Raw genomic sequence first — 20,126 nt, 5'->3', positions numbered from 1 at the left:
GCAGGCCAATCTGTCGGGACGATGGCCGCATGCCCCGCCGCACCGCTCTCACCCTGCGCTTCGTCCAGCTCTTCGTCGGACTGTTCCTCTACGGCGCCTCGACCGCACTGCAGGTCCGAGCGGTGGTCGGCGTGAGCTCGTGGACCGTGCTGACCCAGGGGCTCGAGAACGTCGTCCCGTGGTCGTTCGGCGTCATCACGGTCGTGTCGAGCGGCGTCATCCTGCTGCTGTGGATCCCGCTGCGCCAGAAGCCGGGCATCGGGACGCTGCTGAACGCCCTGGCGATCGGGCCGAGTGCGGACCTGGTGCTCTGGCTGGTGCCGGAGCCGTCGGGGATCGTCGCCCGGATCGCGCTGTTCGCCGCGGGACTCGTGTTGCTCGCGGTCGCGACGGCGTTCTACATCGGTGCGGGGTTCGGCACCGGGGCGCGGGACGGCCTGATGGTCGGGTTGCACCAGCGGCTCGGCTGGCCGATCTGGCTCGCACGGACCCTGGTCGAGGTCACCGTGGTGATCGTCGGGTGGGTCCTCGGCGGGGACGTCGGTGCCGGCACCGTCATCGCGGCGTTCGCGATCGGCCCGATGGTCCAGCCGCTCATGCCGCACTTCCGCCGGTTCCCGTGGAGCCCCGAGCGCACGGCCGCCGCGCACGGCGTCGCAGCACAAGCCGTCACACCCGCCCTGGAGGCCCGCCCCACCCCCGCCACGCCCGCTTCGTGAGCAGGAACGGTCGGGTCCACGGCGCCGACCCGACCATTCCTGCTCACGATCGCCCGAGCGATCACCCGGCGCTCGACCGGCGATCGCCCGGCGATCGCGTGTGAACCCTTGCGGCCGTGGGAAACGCGATATAGCGTGACCTGCACAGACGCGATACATCGCGAGTTTCAGGAGGCAACATGGCGCAGGAGAAGTGGCTCGTCGACGAGCCCAAGGTCATCGACACCGGCATCGTGCGCACCGTGCGTGTCGGCCTCGTCGGCGGGCAGGTGGACGTCGTCGCACACGACGAACCCACGGCCCGGGTCGAGATCCACAGTGTGTCCGGCAAGCAGATGCTCATCGAGGTCGACGGCGACACCCTCACGGTCGACCACCCCCAGGTCCGGTGGGACGACCCCATCGGGTTCCTGAAGTCCTTCCGCGGCAAGGCCCACGCCGACGTCAGCATCCTGGTCCCCCGCGACGCCGGCATCACGCTCGGTGTCGTCTCGGCCGGTGCGCTGCTGTCCGGCACGAACCGCGGAGCCACCCTCAACACGGTGTCCGGCGACCTGGTCGTCGACGGCGTCGCGGGTGACGTCACGGTCAACGCCGTCTCGGGCGCGACCACGATCCGCGACCTCGACGGTGCGCTCGCGGTGCACACCGTCTCCGGCGACGTCGTGGCCACCGGCGAGATCCCGCGGTTCCAGGCCGACGGCGTCTCGGCCGACGTCGTGCTCGACCTGCACGGGGTCCCCGAGTCCGCCCGCGTCAACACGGTGTCCGGGTCGGTGAGCGTCCGCCTGGCGGACGGCGTCGCCTACAAGTGCACGGTGAACACCGCGACCGGCAAGCTGCAGTTCGACGACGCCGAGATCCGCGGAGTGCGCGGTTCGTACGTCAAGCAGGGCGGCGAGCTGTCCGGCCAGTGGCTCGACCTGCGGGTGAACTCCGTCTCCGGCGACATCGCGGTGCTGCACGCCCCGCCGGTCGCCGAGCCGGCGCCGCCGACGACACCGACCACCCCGTCGACCACCCCGACGAACGAGAGCGAGGTGCCCGAATGAGCCCCGTCTTCGCTCACGGCCACCTGCGCCTCTACCTGCTCGTCCTGCTGGCCGACCACCCGATGCACGGCTACGAGCTCATCCAGGCACTCGGCGACCGCTTCGGCGGCACCTACGTGCCGAGCGCCGGCACCGTGTACCCCCGGCTCGCCAAGCTCGAGGACGACGGCCTGGTCACCAAGACCGCTGACGGCCGCAAGACCGTCTACGCGATCACGGACGCCGGCCGTGCCGAGCTCGCGGCGCGTGCCGACGAGATCACCGCGGTCGAGTCCGGCGTGAGCGACTCGGTGAAGTCGTTGGCCGACGGCGTGCGCGCCTCGGTCGGCGAGGCCATGCGCTCGCTCCGTGCCGACCTGGCCGCCGCCGCCGAGAGCCCGGCGACGGGTTCCGCCGAGGAGCCCGTGTCCGTGCCGTCGGACAGCGCCCGCGCCCTGCGCGAGCTCGAGATGGCCCTGTCGTCGTTCCGGCAGCAGGTGCGTGCGGACCTGCGCCGCCGGGCGACCCGCGGCACGCTCGGTGCGGACACCGTGACGCGTCTGCGTGACGGCCTGGAGGCCCTGCGCAAGTCACTCTGACGGCCGGCGGCCGACAGGCTGTCGCGACCACGGGCCTCCCGGCCGTCGTCCGCACCGACTGTCGGCCCGCCGCGTGCGGGGGGCTGCCGGCGCCTCAGGAACCGGGCAGCCGCGTCGGCGGGAAGCCGGCGAACGCGTCGGCCACCGCCAGGTCCTCCCCGTGCTCGACGCGCGCCACGGTGGTGCGCACGGCCGCGAGCTGCCGGGCCAGGCGGTCCCGTTCGTGCTCGAGCCACGTCAGGTGCGCCGTGAGCGCGGCGACGTCGTCACCCTCGTCGTCGAGCCGTCGCGCGATCTCGGGAAGTCCGAGTCCGAGCCCGCGCAGCAGCAGGATGCGCTGCAGTCGGACGAGCGCACGGTCGTCGTAGCGCCGGAGCCCACCGGCGCCGACGGCGGTGGCCGGCAGCAGTCCGACGGCCTCGTAGTGCCGAAGGGTCCGACTCGAGACACCGGCGGAACGCGCCACCTCGGTGATGACGTGGGGAGCTTTCGCAGCTGGGTCGTCCGGGCCTGTCGATGCGCTCATGCTGGCGACTGTAATGCTTGACGCTGCGTCAACTGCAAGGGGTGTACGGCCCCCAGGGTGGAGCACCAGTGGGCAGCCGGGAATATGCGGCAGGCGAACCGTGTTGACTCGCGCCCGGAACTGAGTAGGTTTGCCGCTCGTGACGAACGAGATCCGGTCGTTGAAAGCACGACTGATCGGGGATCCCCTCCCCTCTGAGAAGCTCGAAGGACAGCTCCTCCCGAAGCACCTGGCCCTGCCGATCTTCGCGAGTGACCCGCTGTCCTCTGTCGCGTACGCGCCGCAGGAACTGCTGATGATCCTGCTGCTCGGCGGCATGGCCTTCCTGACGTTCGCGCCGTGGGTCGCCGCACTCGTCGTGCTGCTGCTCGTGGTCGTCGTCGCCTCGTACCGACAGCTCATCAAGGCGTACCCGTCGGGTGGTGGCGACTACGAGGTGGCGCACCGGAACCTCGGTGAGAAGGCCGGGCTCGTCGTCGCGAGCGCGCTGCTCGTCGACTACGTGATGACGGTGGCCGTGTCGGTTGCCTCCGGTGTCGACAACATCATCTCGGCGCTCCCCATGCTCGACCACTTCCGCGTCGAGCTCGCCCTGCTGTTCGTCGTGCTGCTCGCCGCCGCGAACCTGCGGGGTGTGCGGGAGTCGAGCAAGGCCTTCGCGATCCCGACCTACCTGTTCGTGGCGAGCGTCTTCGTGATGGTCGTCACCGGGCTCGTCCGGGTCGCCGCCGGCAACGCCCCGGTCGCCGAGTCTGCGGCGTACACCGTGCAGAACGTCGAGCACACCACGCAGGCGGCGTTCATCCTGCTGCTCCTCCGCGCCTTCGCCTCGGGCTGCTCGGCCCTGACCGGCGTCGAGGCCATCGCGAACGGCGTGCAGGCGTTCCGCCGTCCGAAGATCAAGAACGCGCAGGCCACCCTGGTCGCGATGGGCGGCATCGCGATCGTCCTGTTCATCGGGCTCATCACCCTGGCGTTGGTGTCGCACGTGCACTACGCCGAGCGTGCCTGCGACCTGCAGGGCTTCGCGAACTGCGCCACCACGCCGCAGCGCTCGCTCATCGCGCAGATCGCGGCCGCGACCTTCGGCAACAACTCGGTGCTGTTCTTCGTGATCCAGGCGACGACCGCCGCGGTCCTGCTCCTCGCGGCGAACACGGCCTTCAACGGGTTCCCGCTGCTCGGCTCGATCCTGGCGCGCGACTCGTACGCCCCGAAGGCGCTCTCGACCCGCGGCGACCGGCTCATCTACTCGAACGGCGTCATCGTCCTGGCCCTGGTCGCCGCGGCGCTGCTCGTGGTCTACCGGGCGAACGTCACGAGCCTCATCCAGCTCTACATCATCGGTGTCTTCGTGTCGTTCACGCTCGGACAGACGGGCATGGTCGTGCACTGGACACGACTGCTGCGGGCCGATCGGGACCGGGACGGGGCGCCCGCCGCCGACGGCGAGCCACCGGTGAACCGTGGGCAGGTCGTCCGCTCCCGGACGATCAACGCCATCGGTGCGACCTTCACCCTCGTGGTGCTCGTCATCGTCACGATCACGAAGTTCACCCACGGCGCCTGGCTCGTGTTCCTGATCATGCCGGTGCTGTACGTGCTCATGCTCGGCGTGAACCGCTACTACCGCGACGTCTCGCACGAGATCGAGGCCGACGTCGAGACGAAGTTCGGCGCCACCGGCGACCACGCGATCGTCCTGGTGAACAAGCTGCAGAAGCCCGTGCTCAAGGCGCTCGACTACGCGGTCGCCGCCGAGCACGCGAGCATCGAGGCAGTGCACGTCGCGATCGACGACGCCGAGTCCCAACGCCTGCGCGACCAGTGGGCGGAGTACGGCCTCCAGGTACCGCTGACGATCGTGCCGAGCCCGTACCGCGACATCTCGATGCCCCTGATCAAGTACATCAAGGCACACCGGGCCGAGCACGGCTCCGAGGTCGTCACCGTCTACACCCCGATCTTCATCGTCGGGCACTGGTGGGAGGGCCTGCTCCACAACCACCGCGGCCGCCGCATCCGCAAGAAGCTGCTGCTCGTGCACGGCGTCACCGTGGCCCTGGTGCCGTGGCTGCTCGACTCGTCGGAGCTGCTCTACGGCCGCCGTTCCCGCCCGCTGCCCGGCCAGGAGCGCCGCGGCGAGCCCATCCGGCCCCCGCTCCGCCGCCCCGCGCAGCCCGGTTCGTCGGCCGAGGCCGCGGCCTCGGCTTCGGCTTCGGCTTCGGCCGAGGACCGCCTGCTCCGGTCCGCCGAGCGCAACAGCATCCAGCCGCGCCGCGCGACCCGTCCGGCCGGCCCCGCCGAGGGCATCGACCCCGCGCTCTGCACGGGCGAGATCCACGCCCTCGTGCCCTCGCCGCCGCGACGGGGAGCCGACGAGTCGTAGCATGTGGCCCCATGACCATCAGTGACCTGCGGACGTTCGCCACGTTCGACGGACACGGCGGCAAGGTCTCGAAGCGCGTCGAGGTGCTCGACCACGAACCGCCGGCCGGCAGCCCGCTCGAAGGGCTCGTCGCCGTGCGCGGCGAGCACCCCCTCGGTGCGCGCGACGAGCGTGCCGCCGACGAGTCCGCCGCGCTCTCCCGCGGCGTCCCGAGCGTCGGCTGGGTGGACCCGGCCGCCCTCCGCGACTGGTACCGCCCGGACCGCGTCGTCCTCACCCGGCTCGAGGCGCGGCAGTCCGGCATCGAGCCCGGTGTCTACGCCGACTCCCGTGGGCGCGGTCGCGTCCGGATCGACGGCCTGGAGGCCCACCTCGCCCCCGACGGTCGGCCCGCCTTCCGCGCACTGGCCGGCCCCACCGCCGAGCCCGTCGTCGACGTGCCGCTGCCGACCGACCAGGCCGTCCGCCTGGTGGCGGTGACCGCGGTCAACGAGGGACTCGAGGTCGTCACGGCCCCGGTGTCCCCGTTCCTGCAGCCCGGCGAACACCCGGCCTACGGCGACGACGTGGTGGGGCTGCCCCCACGTCCGGCGAGCGGGCACGTCCGGGTCACGGCGTCGGTGCTGCTCGACGGCGAGCTGCACGAGGTCGACCGGATCGACGAGCGTGCGGCGACCATCTGGATCCGGCGGGACGACCGCGTCGTGCCGATCGCCACGAGTGCCGTCGGGGCCGATCTGGTGCGGTACGCGGCGACCGCGGTCTGAGCCGCTTCGGTGCGTTTGCGTGCCTTCGTGCGCGCTGTGCCGGTGTGCGCGCTGTGCCGGTGAGCCGCTTCGGGGGACGCCGCTGCTGCGTGTCGTGACGGGGGTGCGGCGTACCGTCGCGGACATGAGTGACGCAGACCGTGACCAGCAGCAGACCCCGGACGCACCGATCCAGGGCGAGACCCTCGGCGGCCCCCGACCCGACCCCTCCACCGACGCGAGCAAGGACCCCGAGCAGTGGGTCACCGGCGACGAGCCCATGACCGGACCGCAGCGCAGCTACCTCGACACCCTGGCCCGTGAAGCCGGCGAGGAACTCCCCGCCGACCTCACCAAGGCGCAGGCGTCGGAGCACATCGACCGCCTCCAGCAGCAGACCGGCCGCGGCGCCGATTCCTGAGAAGCGGTCCGCCCTTCGGCGGACCGCTGTCTGGGCATGCTCTGGGCATGTTCTGGCGAAGCGCGGTCAGTCCCCTGTTCGAGGACGATCGATGACGCGTCACCGGCTACCTTCGTGGCCATGCGAACGACATCGACCTCCATCGGCCTGACCGCGCTCCGCATCGTCCTCGGGGTGGTGTTCATCGCCCACGGCGCCCAGAAGTTCGCCCAGGGCATCCCCAACGTGGTGCAGGGCTTCTCGGGCATGGGCGTCCCCCTCGCCGAGGTCGCAGCCCCCCTCGTCGCCGGCCTCGAGCTCGTCGGTGGCATCCTGCTCGTGCTCGGTGTCGCGACCCGCGTCGGCGGCGTGCTGCTGGCCGTCGACATGGTCGTCGCCGGGTTCCTGGCCCACGGCACCGCCGGCTTCTACTCGCAGGACGGCGGGTTCGAGTACGTGCTCGTCCTCGCGGTGGCGTCCCTCGCCGTGGCGCTGACCGGGCCCGGGCGGTTCTCGCTCGATGCCCTGGTGCTCAAGTCGTCGCGCCGTCGTCGTGGCGTCGAGGAGCCCCTGCCCGCCTGAGCCGCGCGCTTCAGCTCGTCCGGTGCGAGGTTCCGTCGCCGGTGCGAGCTCACGAGGGCCGCACCGGGAACGGAACCTCGCACCGTTCACGCGGCCCCTCGCACCGTGCGAGGGGCCGCAGCGTCGTCAGCCCGCCAGCGCGTCCATGACCTGGCGGGCGATGCGCCGTCCGGCCCGGTTCGCACCGATGGTCGATGCCTGGGGACCGTAGCCGGCCAGGAACAACCGCGGCTCCTCGCCGGACCGGCCGTCCTCGACCACCACCCCGCCCGCCGTGGTCCGCAGGTGCAGCGGCGCGAGGTGCCGCAGGTCGGCCCGGAACCCCGTCGCCCAGATCACCGCATCGGCGTGTACATGGGTGCCGTCTGCCGTCCACACGCCGGTCTCGTCCATCCGCGTGAACATCGGCTCGTCACGCAGCACGCCGCGGTCGATGCCGGCGCGGATCCGCCGCGATACCGGGACCCCGGTACCGCTGACGATGCTCGGCAGGACCTCGCCGGCGCGGGCGGCCCGGTCCTGTTCGTCGACGGCGGCCACCGCGGACTCGACGTCGAGCGACGCGGTGCCGGCCCAGACCATCGGGCGGCGGGTGAACCACCGCGTCGAACGGGCGACGCCGTCGAGTTCGAGCAGGAACCCGATGGCGCTCGTCCCACCGCCCAACACCACGACGTCCTGGCGGGTGAACTCGGTGGCGCTGCGGTACTCGGTCGTGTCGACCTGCCGCCCACGGAACACGTCGCGCCCCGGGTACCACGGTACGAACGGGGTGCCCCACGTGCCGGACGCGTTCACCACGACCTCGGCACGGATGCGCGTGACGGTGCCGTCGGCACTCCGGGTCGTGACGCACAGGCCGCCGTCCGTCGGGGCGTCGCCCGCCACGCCGCCGTCGCCGTCGATGCGTGAGACGGACGTCACCGTGACCGGGCGCCGCACCCGTAGGTCGTAGTGCTGTTCGAACCGCCGGTAGTACTCCCCGACGACGTCCCGCGCGGGTCGTGACCGGTCGGCGTCGTCGAACTCCAGGCCCATCGCGCGCATGCCGGGCAGGTCGTGCACACGGTGCGCCGCCCCGAGCCGCAGCGCCTCCCACCGGAACTGCCACGCCCCACCGGTGCTCGGCGCGCGGTCGAGGATCACCAGGTCGCTGCCTGGGACGAGCCCGAGGCGACGCAGGTGGTATCCCACCGAGAGCCCCGCCTGCCCCGCACCGATCACCACCACGCGGGCGTGCTGGTCGACCGGGGTCTCGAGGGGTTCCGTCATCACTTCGATTCTGCTGTGCGGGCCAGCCGTCGCGCGACGTCCAGATCGAGGTACATGGTAGAGTGATCGGCAGATTTCAAACCACGAACCGTCTGGTTCCCCGAGTGATCCTCCGTCATTCGCCAGGACCGGACCAGAGCCGAACGAGGGGGTCACGCATGGGGCGCGGCCGTCAGAAGGCGAAGCACACCAAGGTCGCCCGTGAGCTGAAGTACTTCAGCCCGCAGACGAACTACGGTGCGCTCGAGCAGGAGCTCTCCGCCGGACAACACTCCGACGAGAACTACGTCGACCGTTGGGCGGACCAGTACGGTCCGGAACCGGCGGAAGACGAAGACGAGTTCGAGACCCAGGCAGACCAGAACAAGTCCGCCTGACCTCTCTCGCAGTCACGCCGCGCAGCCCTCGGGCAGCGCGGCGTTTCCGCGTGCCCGGACACGGGGCGCGCCCAGGCACCGAGTGCGCCCAGACACCCCTCGGCGCACTCGGGTCCCCGGCCTCGAGTGGTCACGACTCACCGCGTGCATGACGCCGAGTGGTCACAAACCGTCGGTCGCAGGCACGCCAAACGACGGTTCGTGACCACTCACGCACGCACCACGGCGGGTCCCGGGACACCCCACGCCGGCGGCAGGGGCCACCCCGCACTCGCCACATTCCCGGTGCCACGCCCCGTTGCCGCGCCCGTTGCCGCGCCCGTTGCCGCGCCGGAGTCCCGGCCTCGAGTGGTCACGACTCACCGCGTGCATGACGCCGAGTGGTCACGAACCGTCGGTTGCAAGCCCGCCAAACGACGGTTCGTGACCACTCACGCACGCACCACGGCGGGTCCCGGGACACCCCACGCCGGCGGCAGGGGCCACCCGCACTCGCCACACCGGTGCCACGCCCCGGTGCCACGCCCGGGTCCCCGGCCTCGAGTGGTCACGACTCACCGCGTGCATGACGCCGAGTGGTCAAGAACCGTCGGTTGCAGGCCCGCCGAACGACGGTTCGTGACCACCCACCGCACGCACCACGGCAAGGCGCGGCCCGGCACGGCACGGCACGCCACGGCACCGAGCGGGTCAGCCCGCGTAGCTCCCGACGAGCCGGACCGCGCCGCCGTCGACACCCTTGGCGCCCTGCTCGAACCCGGTCAGGTCCCGCGCGGACGTGGCGATCGTGCCGACGGGCCACGTGGGCATGCCGGCGGCACCGAGCGAGGCGATGACCTCGGCAGCGGCCCCGGCCGAGACGACGGCGAACATGCCGATGCCCAGGTTCCAGGTGCCCTCGGTGTCCTCGATCGGGGTGCCGGCCATCTCGGCCAGGACCCGGAAGACCGGGAGCGGCTGCCAGGTGGAACGCTCGACCTCGACCCAGGAGCCGACGGGCAGCACGCGCGCCAGGTTCGCGGCGATGCCACCACCGGTCACGTGCGAGAGCGAGTGCACCGCACCCGGGTGCTGCTCGAGCAGCGCCAGGAGCGGTGCGGTGTACAGGCGGGTCGGCTCGAGCAGGGCTTCGCCGACGGAGACCGCGCCGCCGAACCCGACGCCGCTCAGCTCGGGCAGCTGGTCCGTGAAGCCGACGCCCCGCGACGACAGGATGTGCCGCACGAGCGAGTAGCCGTTCGAGTGCAGGCCCGACGACTCGATCGCCAGGACCACGTCGCCGTCCTGCACCAGGTGCGCTCCGAGCTGTGCGTCGGCCTCGACGACACCCGTCGCCGCACCGGCCACGTCGTAGTCGTCCGGGCCGAGCAGCCCCGGGTGCTCGGCGGTCTCGCCACCGACCAGGGCGGTGCCGGTCTCCGAGCAGCCTCGGGCGATGCCGGCGACGATGTCGGCGATCCGGCCGGGCACGACGCGACCGCAGGCGATGTAGTCGGTCATGAACAGCGGCTTCGCGCCGACCACGACGATGTCGTCGACGACCATGCCGACCAGGTCCTGCCCGATGGTGTCGTGCTTGTCGATCGCCTGCGCGATGGCGACCTTGGTGCCGACGCCGTCGGTCGAGGTCGCGAGCAGCGGGTGTGAGAAGTCCTTCAGGAACGAGACGTCGTAGAGCCCGGCGAACCCGCCGACGCCGCCGAGGACCGAGGCGTTGTGGGTGGCCGCGACCGCGGACTTCATCAGTTCGACGGCCAGGTCACCGGCAGCGGTGTCCACTCCGGCTTCGGCGTACGGGTTGGGCATGCGGAGTCCTTCGCGGTGACATGGCAGACTTGTTCGGTACCCCCCGATTCTACGGTCTGGAGCACACCCGCGAATGTGCGGCATCGTCGGCCTTGTTGCGCAGGGCCCCGCCAACCAATCCATCTACGACGCACTGCTCCTCCTGCAGCACCGCGGGCAGGACTCGACGGGCATCGCCACGGTCGAGGGTCACGTGCACCACATGCACAAGACCCGCGGCCACGTGCGTGAGGCGTTCCGGACCCGCGACATGCGTGCCCTCCTCGGCACCATGGGGCTCGGACACGTCCGCTACGCCACCAAGGGCGCCGCGACGAACGAGGAAGAGGCCCAGCCGTTCTACGTGAACGCGCCGTACGGCATCGTCCTCGTCCACAACGGCAACCTCACCAACACGCGGGAACTCACGCGTGAACTGTTCGACATCGACCGTCGCCACCTGAACACGACGAGCGACACCGAGCTCCTGGTGAACGTGCTGGCGCACGAGCTGCAGGGCCAGGTCCGCGGTGCGAACCTCGACCCGGGTCAGGTCTTCGACGCCGTCGAGCGCGTGCACGAGCGGGTCGAGGGCTCCTACGCCACGATCGCGACCATCGCCGGGCACGGACTGCTGGCCTTCCGCGACCCGTTCGGCATCCGCCCGCTGATCCTCGGCCACAAGTTCGACGAGGCCGGGCAGCCGGAGTGGGTCGTCGCGAGCGAGTCGCTCGTGCTCGAGTCCGGCGGGTACGAGATCGTCCGCGACATCGCTCCGGGCGAGGCCGTCTTCATCGAGATGAACGGCCAGATGCACGCCCGCCAGTGCGCGAAGAACCCGCGCCTGGTGCCGTGCTCGTTCGAGTACGTCTACCTGGCACGTCCCGACTCGGTGATGAACGGCATCTCGGTCTACGACGCGCGTCTGCGCCTCGGCAACCGTCTCGCCGACACCATCGAGCAGTACGCGCCGACCGGTGACATCGACGTGGTCATGCCGATCCCGGACTCGAGCCGTCCGGCGGCCATGCAGGTCGCCCGGAAGCTCGGCATCGAGTACCGCGAGGGCTTCTACAAGAACCGCTACGTCGGCCGCACCTTCATCATGCCGGGGCAGGCGGAGCGCAAGCGTTCGGTGCGCCAGAAGCTCAACGCGATGTCGTCCGAGTTCAAGGGCAAGAACATCCTGATCGTCGACGACTCGATCGTCCGTGGCACCACGAGCCGCGAGATCGTCGAGATGGCCCGGGCCGCCGGCGCGAACGAGGTCACGTTCACGAGCGCCGCTCCTCCTGTCCGGTTCCCGCACGTCTACGGCATCAACATGCCGACGCGCGCGGAGCTCATCGCGCACGACCGGAAGATCCCGGAGATCAACCGCGTGCTCGGCAGCGACCACCTGATCTACCAGGAGGTCGGGGACATGCGCGACGCCATCATCGAGGGCTCCGACGTGACCGACCTCGAGATGAGCTGCTTCACGGGCGAGTACGTCACGGGCACCGTGAGCCCGGAGTACCTGTCCTGGGTCGAGGCCAACCAGCTCAGCTGAGTGGGGGTCGCGATCGCGACCACCAGACGGACGGGAGGCCCGGTGCCAGCTGGCACCGGGCCTCCAGTCCGTTGATCGGGAGCGGCTACGGCCGCTGGTCACCGTGGTCGTCGAGCTCACCGTCGACCGTCTCGGGCGGCAGTTCGACCTCGACGCGCTCCGCCGTCAGGCGGGCCGACCGCCGGGCGTAGACCCGGTCGAACACGACGGCGACGACCGCACCGATGAAGGCACCGATCGTGACGCCCCACAGGCTGAAGTAGCCGACCAGGCTGCCGAAGCTGGTCTGGTCCCGCTGACCACCGAGGTTCATGGTGAGGGCGACCACGACGAGGGTCGCGAGGAATCCGAGCACGGCACCGCCGACGATGAACACGCCGAACTTCGGTGCACGGCGGATGGTGACCTCGTCGGGGCTGGCGACCGCGCTGGGAGCCGGCGCCGGCGTGGGGAGCGGCTGCTCGTCGGGTTGATCGGTGTTGCTCACCCGTCCATTGTCCCCCACTGTGGGACGTCCCGCGGCCTGTCCGCGGCGACCGATCCGGGAGAGGATGGTCGCTACTGGTCGGTATCCCAAGCGGAGGAGGTGTGTCGGATGCGTGAACGAACCGCACCCGCCCGCCGACGCCGACCGACCACCCCCGCCCGCGTGGCCTGGCCCGTCGCACAGCGCGTCGAGGAGGACCGCGCCGTCGCCGTCGTCGCCGAGCACCGGTGGAGCGTCGCGCTCGTCGGTGCCCCCGGCATCGGCAAGAGCACGGCCGCGGCTCGGGTCACCGACCGCGTCGCCGGGCGCGACGGCACCGGCCGCACCGTCGTCGTGCCGATCACGGCGGTCGCCGCGAGCCGGTCGATGCCCTTCGGCGCCGTCGCCGAGCGCTTCGGCGAGCTGCCGGCGTCCATCTCGGAGCTGTCCGACGACACCGGTGCCGAGCAGCGCCTCCGGGCGATCGAGGACCTCGTCGACCGCGACGTCCTGCTCCGCGTCGACGACGCCGACCACCTCGACGCGATCTCCGCGCGGTACGTCGCCTGGCTGGTCCGCCGGCAGGGCGCCCGGCTCGTCCTGACCTGCCGCGACTTCACGGCGCTCCCCGAGCCGCTCCGCGCGCTGTGGCAGGACGACCTGCTCGAGCGCATCGACCTGCGGCCCCTGGCGCTGCACGAGACCGCGGCGCTCGTCGCCGAGGCGCTGGGCTCGCCGCTCGAGAACGCCTCGGCCGAGCGCGTCCACCGCGCCACCGCCGGCAACCCGCTGTACCTGCGCGAGGTGGTCCGCGCGGCGCGGGTCTCCGGTGCCCTCGACCACACCGCGACCGGGTGGTACTGGCGCGGACGGGTGACCGCGTCGGACAGCCTCGCCGACATGTACCGCACGGAGCTCGGGTCGCTGCCGGAGGACCTGCGCGACGTCGTCGACATCGTCGCCCTCGCCGACCCGATCCCGCTCGCGCGCCTGCTCGGCCTGGTCACCGGCGGGGACGTCGACCGGGTCGTCGCGCTCGGCCTGATCCGGATCGACTCGCTCGAGGACGGCGCCGCGGTCGTCCGGCCGTCGCACCCGCTCGTCGGCGAGGTCATCCGGACCCTGGTGCCGGTGGCCCGGCGCACGGCACTCTTCGCGCGCGCCAACGCGTTCCGCACCGACCGGCCCGAGGGTGCACCGCCCGCCGCACGGCTGCGTGCCGCGCTGTGGTCGCTCGAGTGCGGGGTCCTGCCGTCGGTCGACCAGCTGCTCGACGCGGCGCAGGTCGCCGTGCGGCTGCAGGAGCACGAGAGCGGGATCGCCCTGGCCTCGGCAGCGCTCCGCACGACGCTCACCCCCACCGAACAGGTCGCGGCGCACTGTCTCCGCTCGCTGGCGTACTCGTACTCGGACGGCCGTGAAGCCGGCCGCGCCGACGCCGAAGCCGCCTGGGGCGCGGCGAAGCGGCACGTCGGCGACGTCACCGACGAGGCCGTCATCGAAGCGTGCGAGACCCTGGCGAACATCCGCCAGTTCCACGACGACGACGTCGCGGCGGCGGTCGCCCTGACCGATGCCGCCGCGCGCCTGGTGGTGTCCGACGAGGCCGTCGAACGGCTGCGGCTGCTCCGGATGGCGCACCAGGGCTGGGGCGGGGACTTCGCCGAGGTCCGGGCCGAGATCGAGCGCAGCGGCATCGTGGACGCCCCGACGATGCCGATGTCGTTCCTCGCCGTCGCACCCTGCGCCGTGATGGCGTTGGCGACCGCCGGCCGACTGGACGACGCGTCCGCGCTCGGCCACCGCGCCCTGGCCACCGCCGTGGCGCACGTCGAGGCGGCGCCCTGGAGCGTCGGCGAGAACTCCTCCGTCCTGCACCAGGTGCAGATGTGGCGCGGCGACCTGGACGACCTGATCATCGAGGTGCCCGCCGGCCGGTCCAGCCCCTACCTGAAGTACGACTTCACGCTCGAGCTCATCGGCCAGGGCAACCTGGCGATCGCGCAGCGCCGCTGGGACGACGCCGTCGCCGCGTTCTCGGCGGCGTGCGAACGGTACGACATCGCCGACCACGGCGGGTTCGCGGCCTACCCCTGGGCACGTCTGGCGCTGGCGCACGCCTACGCCGGACGCCCGGAAGCAGCCTCCGGTGCGCTCGAACGGGCCCGGACCACCCCACAGCGGGCGATGCGGATCACCGGCGAACAGGTCGCCGTGTCGATCGCCTGGACCGAGGCCGTGCTCGGCAACCCGGCCGGGCTGCAGCACGCCGACGAGATCATCGAACGCAGCACGGCCAACGGCTCGTGGACGCACGTGATGTACGGGTACGCCCTGCACCACGCGGTCGGCATGTCGCAGGGGCGCGACTCGACCGGCTCGCTCGAGCGGATGCGCGAGGCCGCCACCCGCGTCGACGGACCACTCGCCGCCGCCGTGATCGAGTACGCCGACGCCGTGCGCGCCGACGACCGCACACGGGTGATCGCGGCGCAGGGCGTGCTCGCGGCGCACGGGGTCTCGGTGGCCGCCGGGCGCTCGAAACCGCCGCTGACGAAGCGCGAGTACGAGGTCGCCGAGCTCGCGGCGCAGGGGCTGAGCAACCGGCGGATCGCGGAGTCCCTCGGGCTCTCGACGCGGACGATCGACGCGCACCTGTCCCGTGTCTTCGCGAAGTGGGACCTGCACGCGCGGTCGGAGCTCAGCGAGCTGCTCTGAGCTGCTCGGCGTTCGGCATCGGCTGTCGCACACGCAAGAACGTTGCGGATTGCAGCACGACGCGCCGCCACGATTGACACGTTGTGTGGAACATCGCGTACCTTGGTGCCTGTCGCCGGGTTCGGACCCGTTCGGGTCGGGTCCGAATCCCGGCGACTTCAAGCTTAGGAACCAGGTCGATGCGGGCGCATCGGTAGGCACTACCTAATTCGCGCGGGTCTCCTCCGCAGGCGCCTTCGGCGTGGGTGGGTATGGTTCCTGCGGGTCTGGTTCCGGCGGGTCAGGCGCCGGGGGCGGGCAGCCGGACCGGCAGGAACGCCGTCAGGTCGGCGCGCGAGCCCGAGGCGCTGACGCGCGACTGCGCGACCGCCTCGGCCCAGGTCAGCTCGCCCGACGCGAGCGCCAGCCACGTGGTCGCGTCGGTCTCGACCACGTTCGGCGGCGTGCCGCGGGTGTGCCGGGGTCCGGGCACGGCCTGGACGGCGGCGAACGGCGGCACCCGCACCTCGACGCTGTTGCCCGGCACTTCGTCCGCCAGGCACTGCAACGTCCACCGCACCGCGGTCGCGACGGCCGGACGGGCCGTCTCCCCACGACGCACCGCGGCCAGTGCCGCGCGCCCGTCGGCGTCCTCGATCCTCCTGGGTGGCATCTCCACAGGCTAGCCCTCGCATCGCGGGCGGCGAGTCGGGCTGGGTAGGGTGATCGGGTGCGAATCCTCGTCCTCGGTTCCGGTGCCCGCGAGCACGCGATCATCACGGCCCTCCTCGCTGAGCATGCGGGCCACGTCATCACGGCAGCGCCCGGCAACGCCGGCATCGCCGCCGACGTCGAGACCGTCTCCCTCGACCCCACCAACGGTGCGCTCGTCGCCGAGTACGCGATCGAGAACGACGTGGAACTCGTCGTCGTGGGCCCCGAGGCCCCGCTCATCGCCGGCGTGGCCGATCCGGTGCGCACCCGCGGCATCCCGGTGTTCGGGCCGGGCAAGGCCGCCGCGCAGCTCGAGGGCTCGAAGGCGTTCGCCAAGCGGATCATGGGAGAGGCCGGTGTGCCCACCGGGCGTCCGGTCTACGCCGGCACGGCAGACGAAGCCGTCGCCGCGATCGACGAGCTCGGTGCCCCGTACGTGGTCAAGGCCGACGGGCTCGCCGCCGGCAAGGGCGTGCTCGTGACCGACGACCGCCAGGCTGCGATCGACCACGCCACCTACTGGCTCCAGCACGGACACGTCGTGGTCGAGGAGTTCCTCGACGGCGAAGAGGTCTCGCTGTTCTTCCTGAGCGACGGGCACGACGTCCGCGCGCTCAGCCCCGCGCAGGACTACAAGCGCCTGGCCGACGGCGACCTCGGCCCGAACACCGGCGGCATGGGCGCGTACTCGCCGCTGCCGTGGCTCGCCGAGCGCTGGCCGTCCGAGCAGGCCTTCGTCGACGAGGTCACCGAGCTCGTCGCGCTGCCGACCGTCCGCCGCCTCGAGCACGAGGGCACGCCCTTCGTCGGGCTCCTGTACTGCGGCCTCATCGTCACCGAGCAGGGCGTCCGCGTGATCGAGTTCAACGCGCGCTTCGGTGACCCGGAGACGCAGGTCGTGCTCCCCCGCCTGGCCACGCCGCTCAGCGAACTCCTGCTGGCCGCCGCGACCGGGCAGCTCGGTGCCGTGCCCGCGCCCGTGTTCCGCGACGAGGTCGCCGTGACCGTCGTCCTGGCGAGCGAGGGTTACCCGGAGAACCCGCAGACCGGTCGGCCGATCACCGGCATCGACGACGCGAACGCCCGCGACGGCGTCTCCGTCGCGCACGCCGCCACCGGCGTCCTCGACGACACGCTCGTGGCCACCGGTGGCCGGGTGCTCAGCGTCGTGGCGACCGGGTCCGACTTCACCCAGGCCCGCGAGCGCGCCTACGCCGGGCTCGGCGACATCACGCTCGACGGCGCGCAGTTCCGCACCGACATCGCCGCGAAGGTCGCGAAGTGACCGCCCCCGCGCCGATCGCCGGCTGGCGGCACGTCTCGTCCGGCAAGGTGCGCGAGCTCTACGTGCCCGAGGGCACCGCGGACCTGGCGAGCGCGTCCGAACTGCTGCTCGTCGCCTCGGACCGGGTCAGCGCGTACGACTTCGCGCTCAAGCCGCCGATCCCGGGCAAGGGCGAACTGCTGACCCGCCTGTCCCGGTTCTGGTTCACCCAGCTGAGCGACGTCCCGAACCACATCATCGGCCCCTCCTCCGGTGGCACCCCGGTGCCCGCCGAGGTCGAGGCACGGTCGATGCACGTCATGCCGCTCACGATGTTCCCCGTCGAGTGCGTCGTGCGCGGGTACCTGGTCGGCAGCGGCTGGGCCGAGTACCAGGAGACCGGCAGCGTGTGCGGCGTCGCGCTCCCCGCCGGGCTGTCCAACGGTGACCGCCTGCCGGAACCGATCTACACGCCGGCGTACAAGGCAGCCCAGGGCGAGCACGACGAGAACATCTCGTACGAGCAGACCGTCGACCTGGTCGGTGCCGAGACCGCCGCCACCCTGCGCGACCTCTCGCTGCACGTCTACACCGAGGCCGCGGCCATCGCCCTCGAGCGGGACGTCGTCATCGCGGACACCAAGTTCGAGTTCGGGCAGGACGCCACCGGCCGGATCCGCATCGCCGACGAGGTCCTGACGAGCGACTCCAGCCGCTACTGGGACGCCCGCTCGGCCGACCGCACCGACTCGTTCGACAAGCAGATCGTGCGGGACTGGCTCAGCGCGCACTGGGACCGCCAGGGCACGCCGCCGGTGCTCCCGGACGAGATCGTCGAGCGCACGGCTGCGCGCTACGCCGAGCTGATCGAGCGCCTCGGCGCCTGACGCCGCGCCCGGTCCGACGCGTGGCGAGGCGCGGCGCGTGGCGTGGCGTGGCCCGAACGGTCACGACACCCCGCTCAGCTCCATCGGGCGGTCACGAACCGTCGGCCGAGGCCCCGCCAACCGACAGTTCGCGACCACTCCGAGGCCCACCCACGACACGTCGCGACCACCCGCCGCGCCGGTACCCGATGCCACCCGAACGGTCACGACACCCCGCTCAGCTCCATCGAACGGTCACGAACCGTCGCCCGAGGCCCCGCCAACCGACGGTTCGCGACCACTCCGCGCCCCACCCACGACACGTCGCGACCACCCGCCGCGCCAGTACCCGGTGCCGCCCGAACGGTCACGACACCCCGCTCAGCTCCGTCGGGCGGTCACGAACCGTCGGCCGAGGCCCCGCCAACCGACAGTTCGCGACCACTCCGCGGCCCACCCATGACACGTCGCGACCACCCGCGGCGCCGGTGCCCGGTGCCACCCGAACGGTCACGACACCCCGCTCAGCTCCATCGGGCGGTCATGAACCGTCGGCCGAGGCCCCGCCAACCGACAGTTCGCGACCACTCCGCGGCCCACCCACGACACGTCGCGACCACCCGCCGCGCCAGTACCCGGTGCCACCCAAACGGTCACGACACCCCGCTCAGCCCCATCGAACGGTCACGAACCGTCGGCCGAGGCCCCGCCAACCGACGGTTCGCGACCACCCGGCGGCCCATGCACGACACGTCACGACCACTCGACCGGCGACGACCGGCCACTCAACCGCCGACGAGCCGCCGGCGAGCCGGCGACAGTTCTCGACCGGTCAGGCCCCGAGCGCCCCGTGCGCCCCGAGCGCCTCGCGCGCCACCACGACGACGGTCAGGTCATCGCCCGGGTCGTGCTCGGCGACGCGTGCGCGCACCCGCTGCAGGAACGTCTCGACGTCCGGGGACTCCCGGTACAGCGAACCGAGCTCGGACAGCGACGCGAGCGTGGAGTCCCAGAGCTCGAGCGCGCCGTCCGTCACGACGATGAGCACGTCACCGGGCCGGAGTACGAGCGAGCCGGCGGCGCGGGGCATCCCGGCGGGGTGCAGCCCGATCGGCAGGTCCGACGACCGCAGGATCCGCTCGGCGCCGTCGTCGCGGAGCTGCAACACGAGTCCGTGGCCGGCGTCGGCGAAGTCGAGGCGCCCGGTGGACGGGGTCAGCCGACCGTGGAACATCGTCGCGAAGGACTCGGCGCGGCTGAGCTCCGGGGCGACCTGCGCCTCGAGCTCGGCGACGGCGGTGCCCGGGTCCTGGTCGCCGCGGGCGAGCAAGCCTCCGCGGATGTTCGCGGCGAGGAGCCCGGCGGACATCCCCTTGCCCATGACGTCCGACACGGTCAGGTGGATCGAGTCCTCGCCGGAGCGGTGCCAGTCGTGGAAGTCGCCGGAGACGAGCCCGTGCGGGATCGACATCCCCGTGATCCGGTACCCGGGCACCTGCACCGCGGCCGGCTGCAGGCCGTTGAGCACGGTGCGCAGTCGGTCCTCGTCGGCTCCGGCCAGGAGCTCGCGCTCCGCCCAGATGCCGAGTTCCTGCAGCAGTTCGAGCTCGTCGGGGTCGAGGGTGCGGGGCTCGGGATCGATCAGGCAGAGGGTGCCGATCTTCAGGTCGTCGTCGCCGGCCCGGAGCCCGACACCGGCGTAGAACCGGACGTTCGGGTCACCGAGCACCATCGGCAGGTCCGCGTACCGGGCGTCCTCGCGGGCATCGGGGACCACCACCGGGCCCTGCTCGCCCAGGGTGCGTCCGCAGAACGTGTCCTGCAGCGGGATGACCGGGCCGAAGGCAGCGTCGCTCTGCTGTGACTTGATCGTCAGCGTGGTCTCGCCGGCCAGGTTGAGGAACGAGCCGGAGACCCCGAGGGCCTCGCGTGCGATCCGGGTGATCCGTTCGAACCGTTCCTCGACGCCGCCGTCGACCACGTCGAGTGCCGCGATCAGGGCCGCTCGCCGGACGGCATCGGCCCCGGTCGGCGCGGGCACGGACATCGCGGTTTCCGGCTGCATGCTCCCACGGTAACGCGCTGAACGGACAGGGCCTGGCCCCAGTCCGGAGGGCGCAGATCGTCGGGCGCGTCGGCGT

The 20,126-nt window shown here is 72.0% G+C and carries 18 protein-coding genes; 12 read left to right on the top strand and 6 right to left on the bottom strand.

Annotation, left to right across the window (positions count from 1 at the left end; genetic code table 11):
* Window positions 1–29: 29 nt before the first annotated feature.
* The 3 genes from ABRP24_RS07110 to ABRP24_RS07100 all read left to right on the top strand — a co-directional run bounded on the left by ABRP24_RS07110 (window position 30) and on the right by ABRP24_RS07100 (window position 2,349).
* Window positions 30–719 carry a hypothetical protein gene (locus ABRP24_RS07110; protein WP_349847049.1) on the top strand — a complete coding sequence of 230 codons (690 nt, stop codon included), beginning with the start codon at window positions 30–32 and terminating at the stop codon, window positions 717–719.
* A gap of 179 nt (window positions 720–898) precedes the next feature.
* On the top strand, window positions 899–1,771 hold the full coding sequence (locus ABRP24_RS07105) for a DUF4097 family beta strand repeat-containing protein (protein WP_027465045.1): 873 nt from the start codon (window positions 899–901) through the stop codon (window positions 1,769–1,771).
* Window positions 1,768–2,349, top strand: coding sequence for a PadR family transcriptional regulator (locus tag ABRP24_RS07100; protein ID WP_176708200.1), 582 nt, complete (start codon window positions 1,768–1,770; stop codon window positions 2,347–2,349). The genes ABRP24_RS07105 and ABRP24_RS07100 overlap by 4 nt, the downstream gene beginning before the upstream one ends.
* Before the next feature lie 94 nt (window positions 2,350–2,443).
* Here ABRP24_RS07100 and ABRP24_RS07095 read toward each other — a convergent pair whose 3' ends face one another.
* Complete coding sequence (locus ABRP24_RS07095) at window positions 2,444–2,875, bottom strand: MerR family transcriptional regulator (RefSeq protein ID WP_111056844.1); 432 nt, start codon at window positions 2,873–2,875, stop codon at window positions 2,444–2,446.
* Window positions 2,876–3,005: 130 nt separating this feature from the next.
* Between ABRP24_RS07095 and ABRP24_RS07090 the strand changes: the two genes are divergently transcribed.
* The 4 genes from ABRP24_RS07090 (at window position 3,006) to ABRP24_RS07075 (ending at window position 6,992) form a co-directional block, all read left to right on the top strand.
* The gene (locus tag ABRP24_RS07090; RefSeq protein WP_349847051.1) at window positions 3,006–5,264 is read left to right on the top strand and encodes an APC family permease; all 2,259 of its coding nucleotides are present in this window, start codon (window positions 3,006–3,008) and stop codon (window positions 5,262–5,264) included.
* 11 nt (window positions 5,265–5,275) lie between these two features.
* Window positions 5,276–6,031 carry a hypothetical protein gene (locus ABRP24_RS07085; RefSeq protein ID WP_214521529.1) on the top strand — a complete coding sequence of 252 codons (756 nt, stop codon included), beginning with the start codon at window positions 5,276–5,278 and terminating at the stop codon, window positions 6,029–6,031.
* Window positions 6,032–6,155: 124 nt separating this feature from the next.
* Window positions 6,156–6,431, top strand: a complete 276-nt coding sequence (locus ABRP24_RS07080; protein ID WP_017886246.1) for a DUF3072 domain-containing protein — start codon at window positions 6,156–6,158, stop codon at window positions 6,429–6,431.
* 120 nt (window positions 6,432–6,551) lie between these two features.
* Window positions 6,552–6,992 carry a DoxX family protein gene (locus tag ABRP24_RS07075; RefSeq protein WP_349847053.1) on the top strand — a complete coding sequence of 147 codons (441 nt, stop codon included), beginning with the start codon at window positions 6,552–6,554 and terminating at the stop codon, window positions 6,990–6,992.
* 126 nt (window positions 6,993–7,118) lie between these two features.
* Here ABRP24_RS07075 and ABRP24_RS07070 read toward each other — a convergent pair whose 3' ends face one another.
* Window positions 7,119–8,264 (bottom strand): NAD(P)-binding domain-containing protein, encoded by a 1,146-nt coding sequence (locus ABRP24_RS07070; RefSeq protein ID WP_349847055.1) that lies wholly within the window; start codon window positions 8,262–8,264, stop codon window positions 7,119–7,121.
* 158 nt (window positions 8,265–8,422) lie between these two features.
* Between ABRP24_RS07070 and ABRP24_RS07065 the strand changes: the two genes are divergently transcribed.
* The gene (locus ABRP24_RS07065; RefSeq protein WP_017886249.1) at window positions 8,423–8,641 is read left to right on the top strand and encodes a DUF3073 domain-containing protein; all 219 of its coding nucleotides are present in this window, start codon (window positions 8,423–8,425) and stop codon (window positions 8,639–8,641) included.
* A gap of 690 nt (window positions 8,642–9,331) precedes the next feature.
* Here ABRP24_RS07065 and purM read toward each other — a convergent pair.
* On the bottom strand, window positions 9,332–10,447 hold the full coding sequence (purM, locus tag ABRP24_RS07060; protein ID WP_349847056.1) for a phosphoribosylformylglycinamidine cyclo-ligase: 1,116 nt from the start codon (window positions 10,445–10,447) through the stop codon (window positions 9,332–9,334).
* Window positions 10,448–10,520: 73 nt separating this feature from the next.
* Between purM and purF the strand changes: the two genes are divergently transcribed.
* Window positions 10,521–11,978: an amidophosphoribosyltransferase gene (gene purF / locus ABRP24_RS07055; protein WP_027465037.1), complete on the top strand. Its 1,458-nt coding sequence runs from the start codon at window positions 10,521–10,523 to the stop codon at window positions 11,976–11,978.
* A gap of 85 nt (window positions 11,979–12,063) precedes the next feature.
* On the opposite strand, the gene ABRP24_RS07050 is transcribed toward purF, so the two are convergent.
* Window positions 12,064–12,465 (bottom strand): hypothetical protein, encoded by a 402-nt coding sequence (locus ABRP24_RS07050; protein WP_051596625.1) that lies wholly within the window; start codon window positions 12,463–12,465, stop codon window positions 12,064–12,066.
* A 108-nt stretch (window positions 12,466–12,573) separates the two neighbouring features.
* Here ABRP24_RS07050 and ABRP24_RS07045 point away from each other — a divergent pair, with 108 nt between their 5' ends.
* Window positions 12,574–15,162, top strand: a complete 2,589-nt coding sequence (locus ABRP24_RS07045) for a LuxR C-terminal-related transcriptional regulator (protein ID WP_349847057.1) — start codon at window positions 12,574–12,576, stop codon at window positions 15,160–15,162.
* Between the two features lie 280 nt (window positions 15,163–15,442).
* Here ABRP24_RS07045 and ABRP24_RS07040 read toward each other — a convergent pair whose 3' ends face one another.
* Entirely contained in the window at window positions 15,443–15,814 is a 372-nt protein-coding gene (locus tag ABRP24_RS07040) for a sterol carrier family protein (protein ID WP_071248502.1), read from the bottom strand.
* Between the two features lie 57 nt (window positions 15,815–15,871).
* On the opposite strand from ABRP24_RS07040, the gene purD reads away from it, so the two are divergent.
* Window positions 15,872–17,140 carry a phosphoribosylamine--glycine ligase gene (gene purD, locus ABRP24_RS07035; RefSeq protein ID WP_111056840.1) on the top strand — a complete coding sequence of 423 codons (1,269 nt, stop codon included), beginning with the start codon at window positions 15,872–15,874 and terminating at the stop codon, window positions 17,138–17,140.
* On the top strand, window positions 17,137–18,006 hold the full coding sequence (locus ABRP24_RS07030; protein WP_349847058.1) for a phosphoribosylaminoimidazolesuccinocarboxamide synthase: 870 nt from the start codon (window positions 17,137–17,139) through the stop codon (window positions 18,004–18,006). The genes purD and ABRP24_RS07030 overlap by 4 nt, the downstream gene beginning before the upstream one ends.
* An 811-nt stretch (window positions 18,007–18,817) precedes the next feature.
* On the opposite strand, the gene ABRP24_RS07025 is transcribed toward ABRP24_RS07030, so the two are convergent.
* Window positions 18,818–20,050, bottom strand: coding sequence for a GAF domain-containing SpoIIE family protein phosphatase (locus ABRP24_RS07025; protein WP_349847059.1), 1,233 nt, complete (start codon window positions 20,048–20,050; stop codon window positions 18,818–18,820).
* Between the last annotated feature and the right edge of the window lie 76 nt (window positions 20,051–20,126).

Source organism: Curtobacterium sp. WHRI 8282 (assembly GCF_040223925.2).
Taxonomy (GTDB): Bacteria; Actinomycetota; Actinomycetes; order Actinomycetales; family Microbacteriaceae; genus Curtobacterium; species Curtobacterium flaccumfaciens.
Note: the sequence above shows the minus strand (reverse complement) of the source record. Positions and strands in the feature narration are given on the sequence as shown.

Bases quoted from the DNA above. Each gene is read 5' to 3' on its own strand.
- ABRP24_RS07110 (WP_349847049.1), top strand. From the start codon at position 30: ATGCCCCGCCGCACCGCTCTCACCCTGCGCTTCGTCCAGCTCTTCGTC.
- ABRP24_RS07105 (WP_027465045.1), top strand. From the start codon at position 899: ATGGCGCAGGAGAAGTGGCTCGTCGACGAGCCCAAGGTCATCGACACC.
- ABRP24_RS07100 (WP_176708200.1), top strand. From the start codon at position 1,768: ATGAGCCCCGTCTTCGCTCACGGCCACCTGCGCCTCTACCTGCTCGTC.
- ABRP24_RS07095 (WP_111056844.1), bottom strand. From the start codon at position 2,875: ATGAGCGCATCGACAGGCCCGGACGACCCAGCTGCGAAAGCTCCCCAC.
- ABRP24_RS07085 (WP_214521529.1), top strand. From the start codon at position 5,276: ATGACCATCAGTGACCTGCGGACGTTCGCCACGTTCGACGGACACGGC.
- ABRP24_RS07080 (WP_017886246.1), top strand. From the start codon at position 6,156: ATGAGTGACGCAGACCGTGACCAGCAGCAGACCCCGGACGCACCGATC.
- ABRP24_RS07075 (WP_349847053.1), top strand. From the start codon at position 6,552: ATGCGAACGACATCGACCTCCATCGGCCTGACCGCGCTCCGCATCGTC.
- ABRP24_RS07070 (WP_349847055.1), bottom strand. From the start codon at position 8,264: ATGACGGAACCCCTCGAGACCCCGGTCGACCAGCACGCCCGCGTGGTG.
- ABRP24_RS07065 (WP_017886249.1), top strand. From the start codon at position 8,423: ATGGGGCGCGGCCGTCAGAAGGCGAAGCACACCAAGGTCGCCCGTGAG.
- purM (WP_349847056.1), bottom strand. From the start codon at position 10,447: ATGCCCAACCCGTACGCCGAAGCCGGAGTGGACACCGCTGCCGGTGAC.
- purF (WP_027465037.1), top strand. From the start codon at position 10,521: ATGTGCGGCATCGTCGGCCTTGTTGCGCAGGGCCCCGCCAACCAATCC.
- ABRP24_RS07045 (WP_349847057.1), top strand. From the start codon at position 12,574: ATGCGTGAACGAACCGCACCCGCCCGCCGACGCCGACCGACCACCCCC.
- ABRP24_RS07040 (WP_071248502.1), bottom strand. From the start codon at position 15,814: ATGCCACCCAGGAGGATCGAGGACGCCGACGGGCGCGCGGCACTGGCC.
- ABRP24_RS07025 (WP_349847059.1), bottom strand. From the start codon at position 20,050: ATGCAGCCGGAAACCGCGATGTCCGTGCCCGCGCCGACCGGGGCCGAT.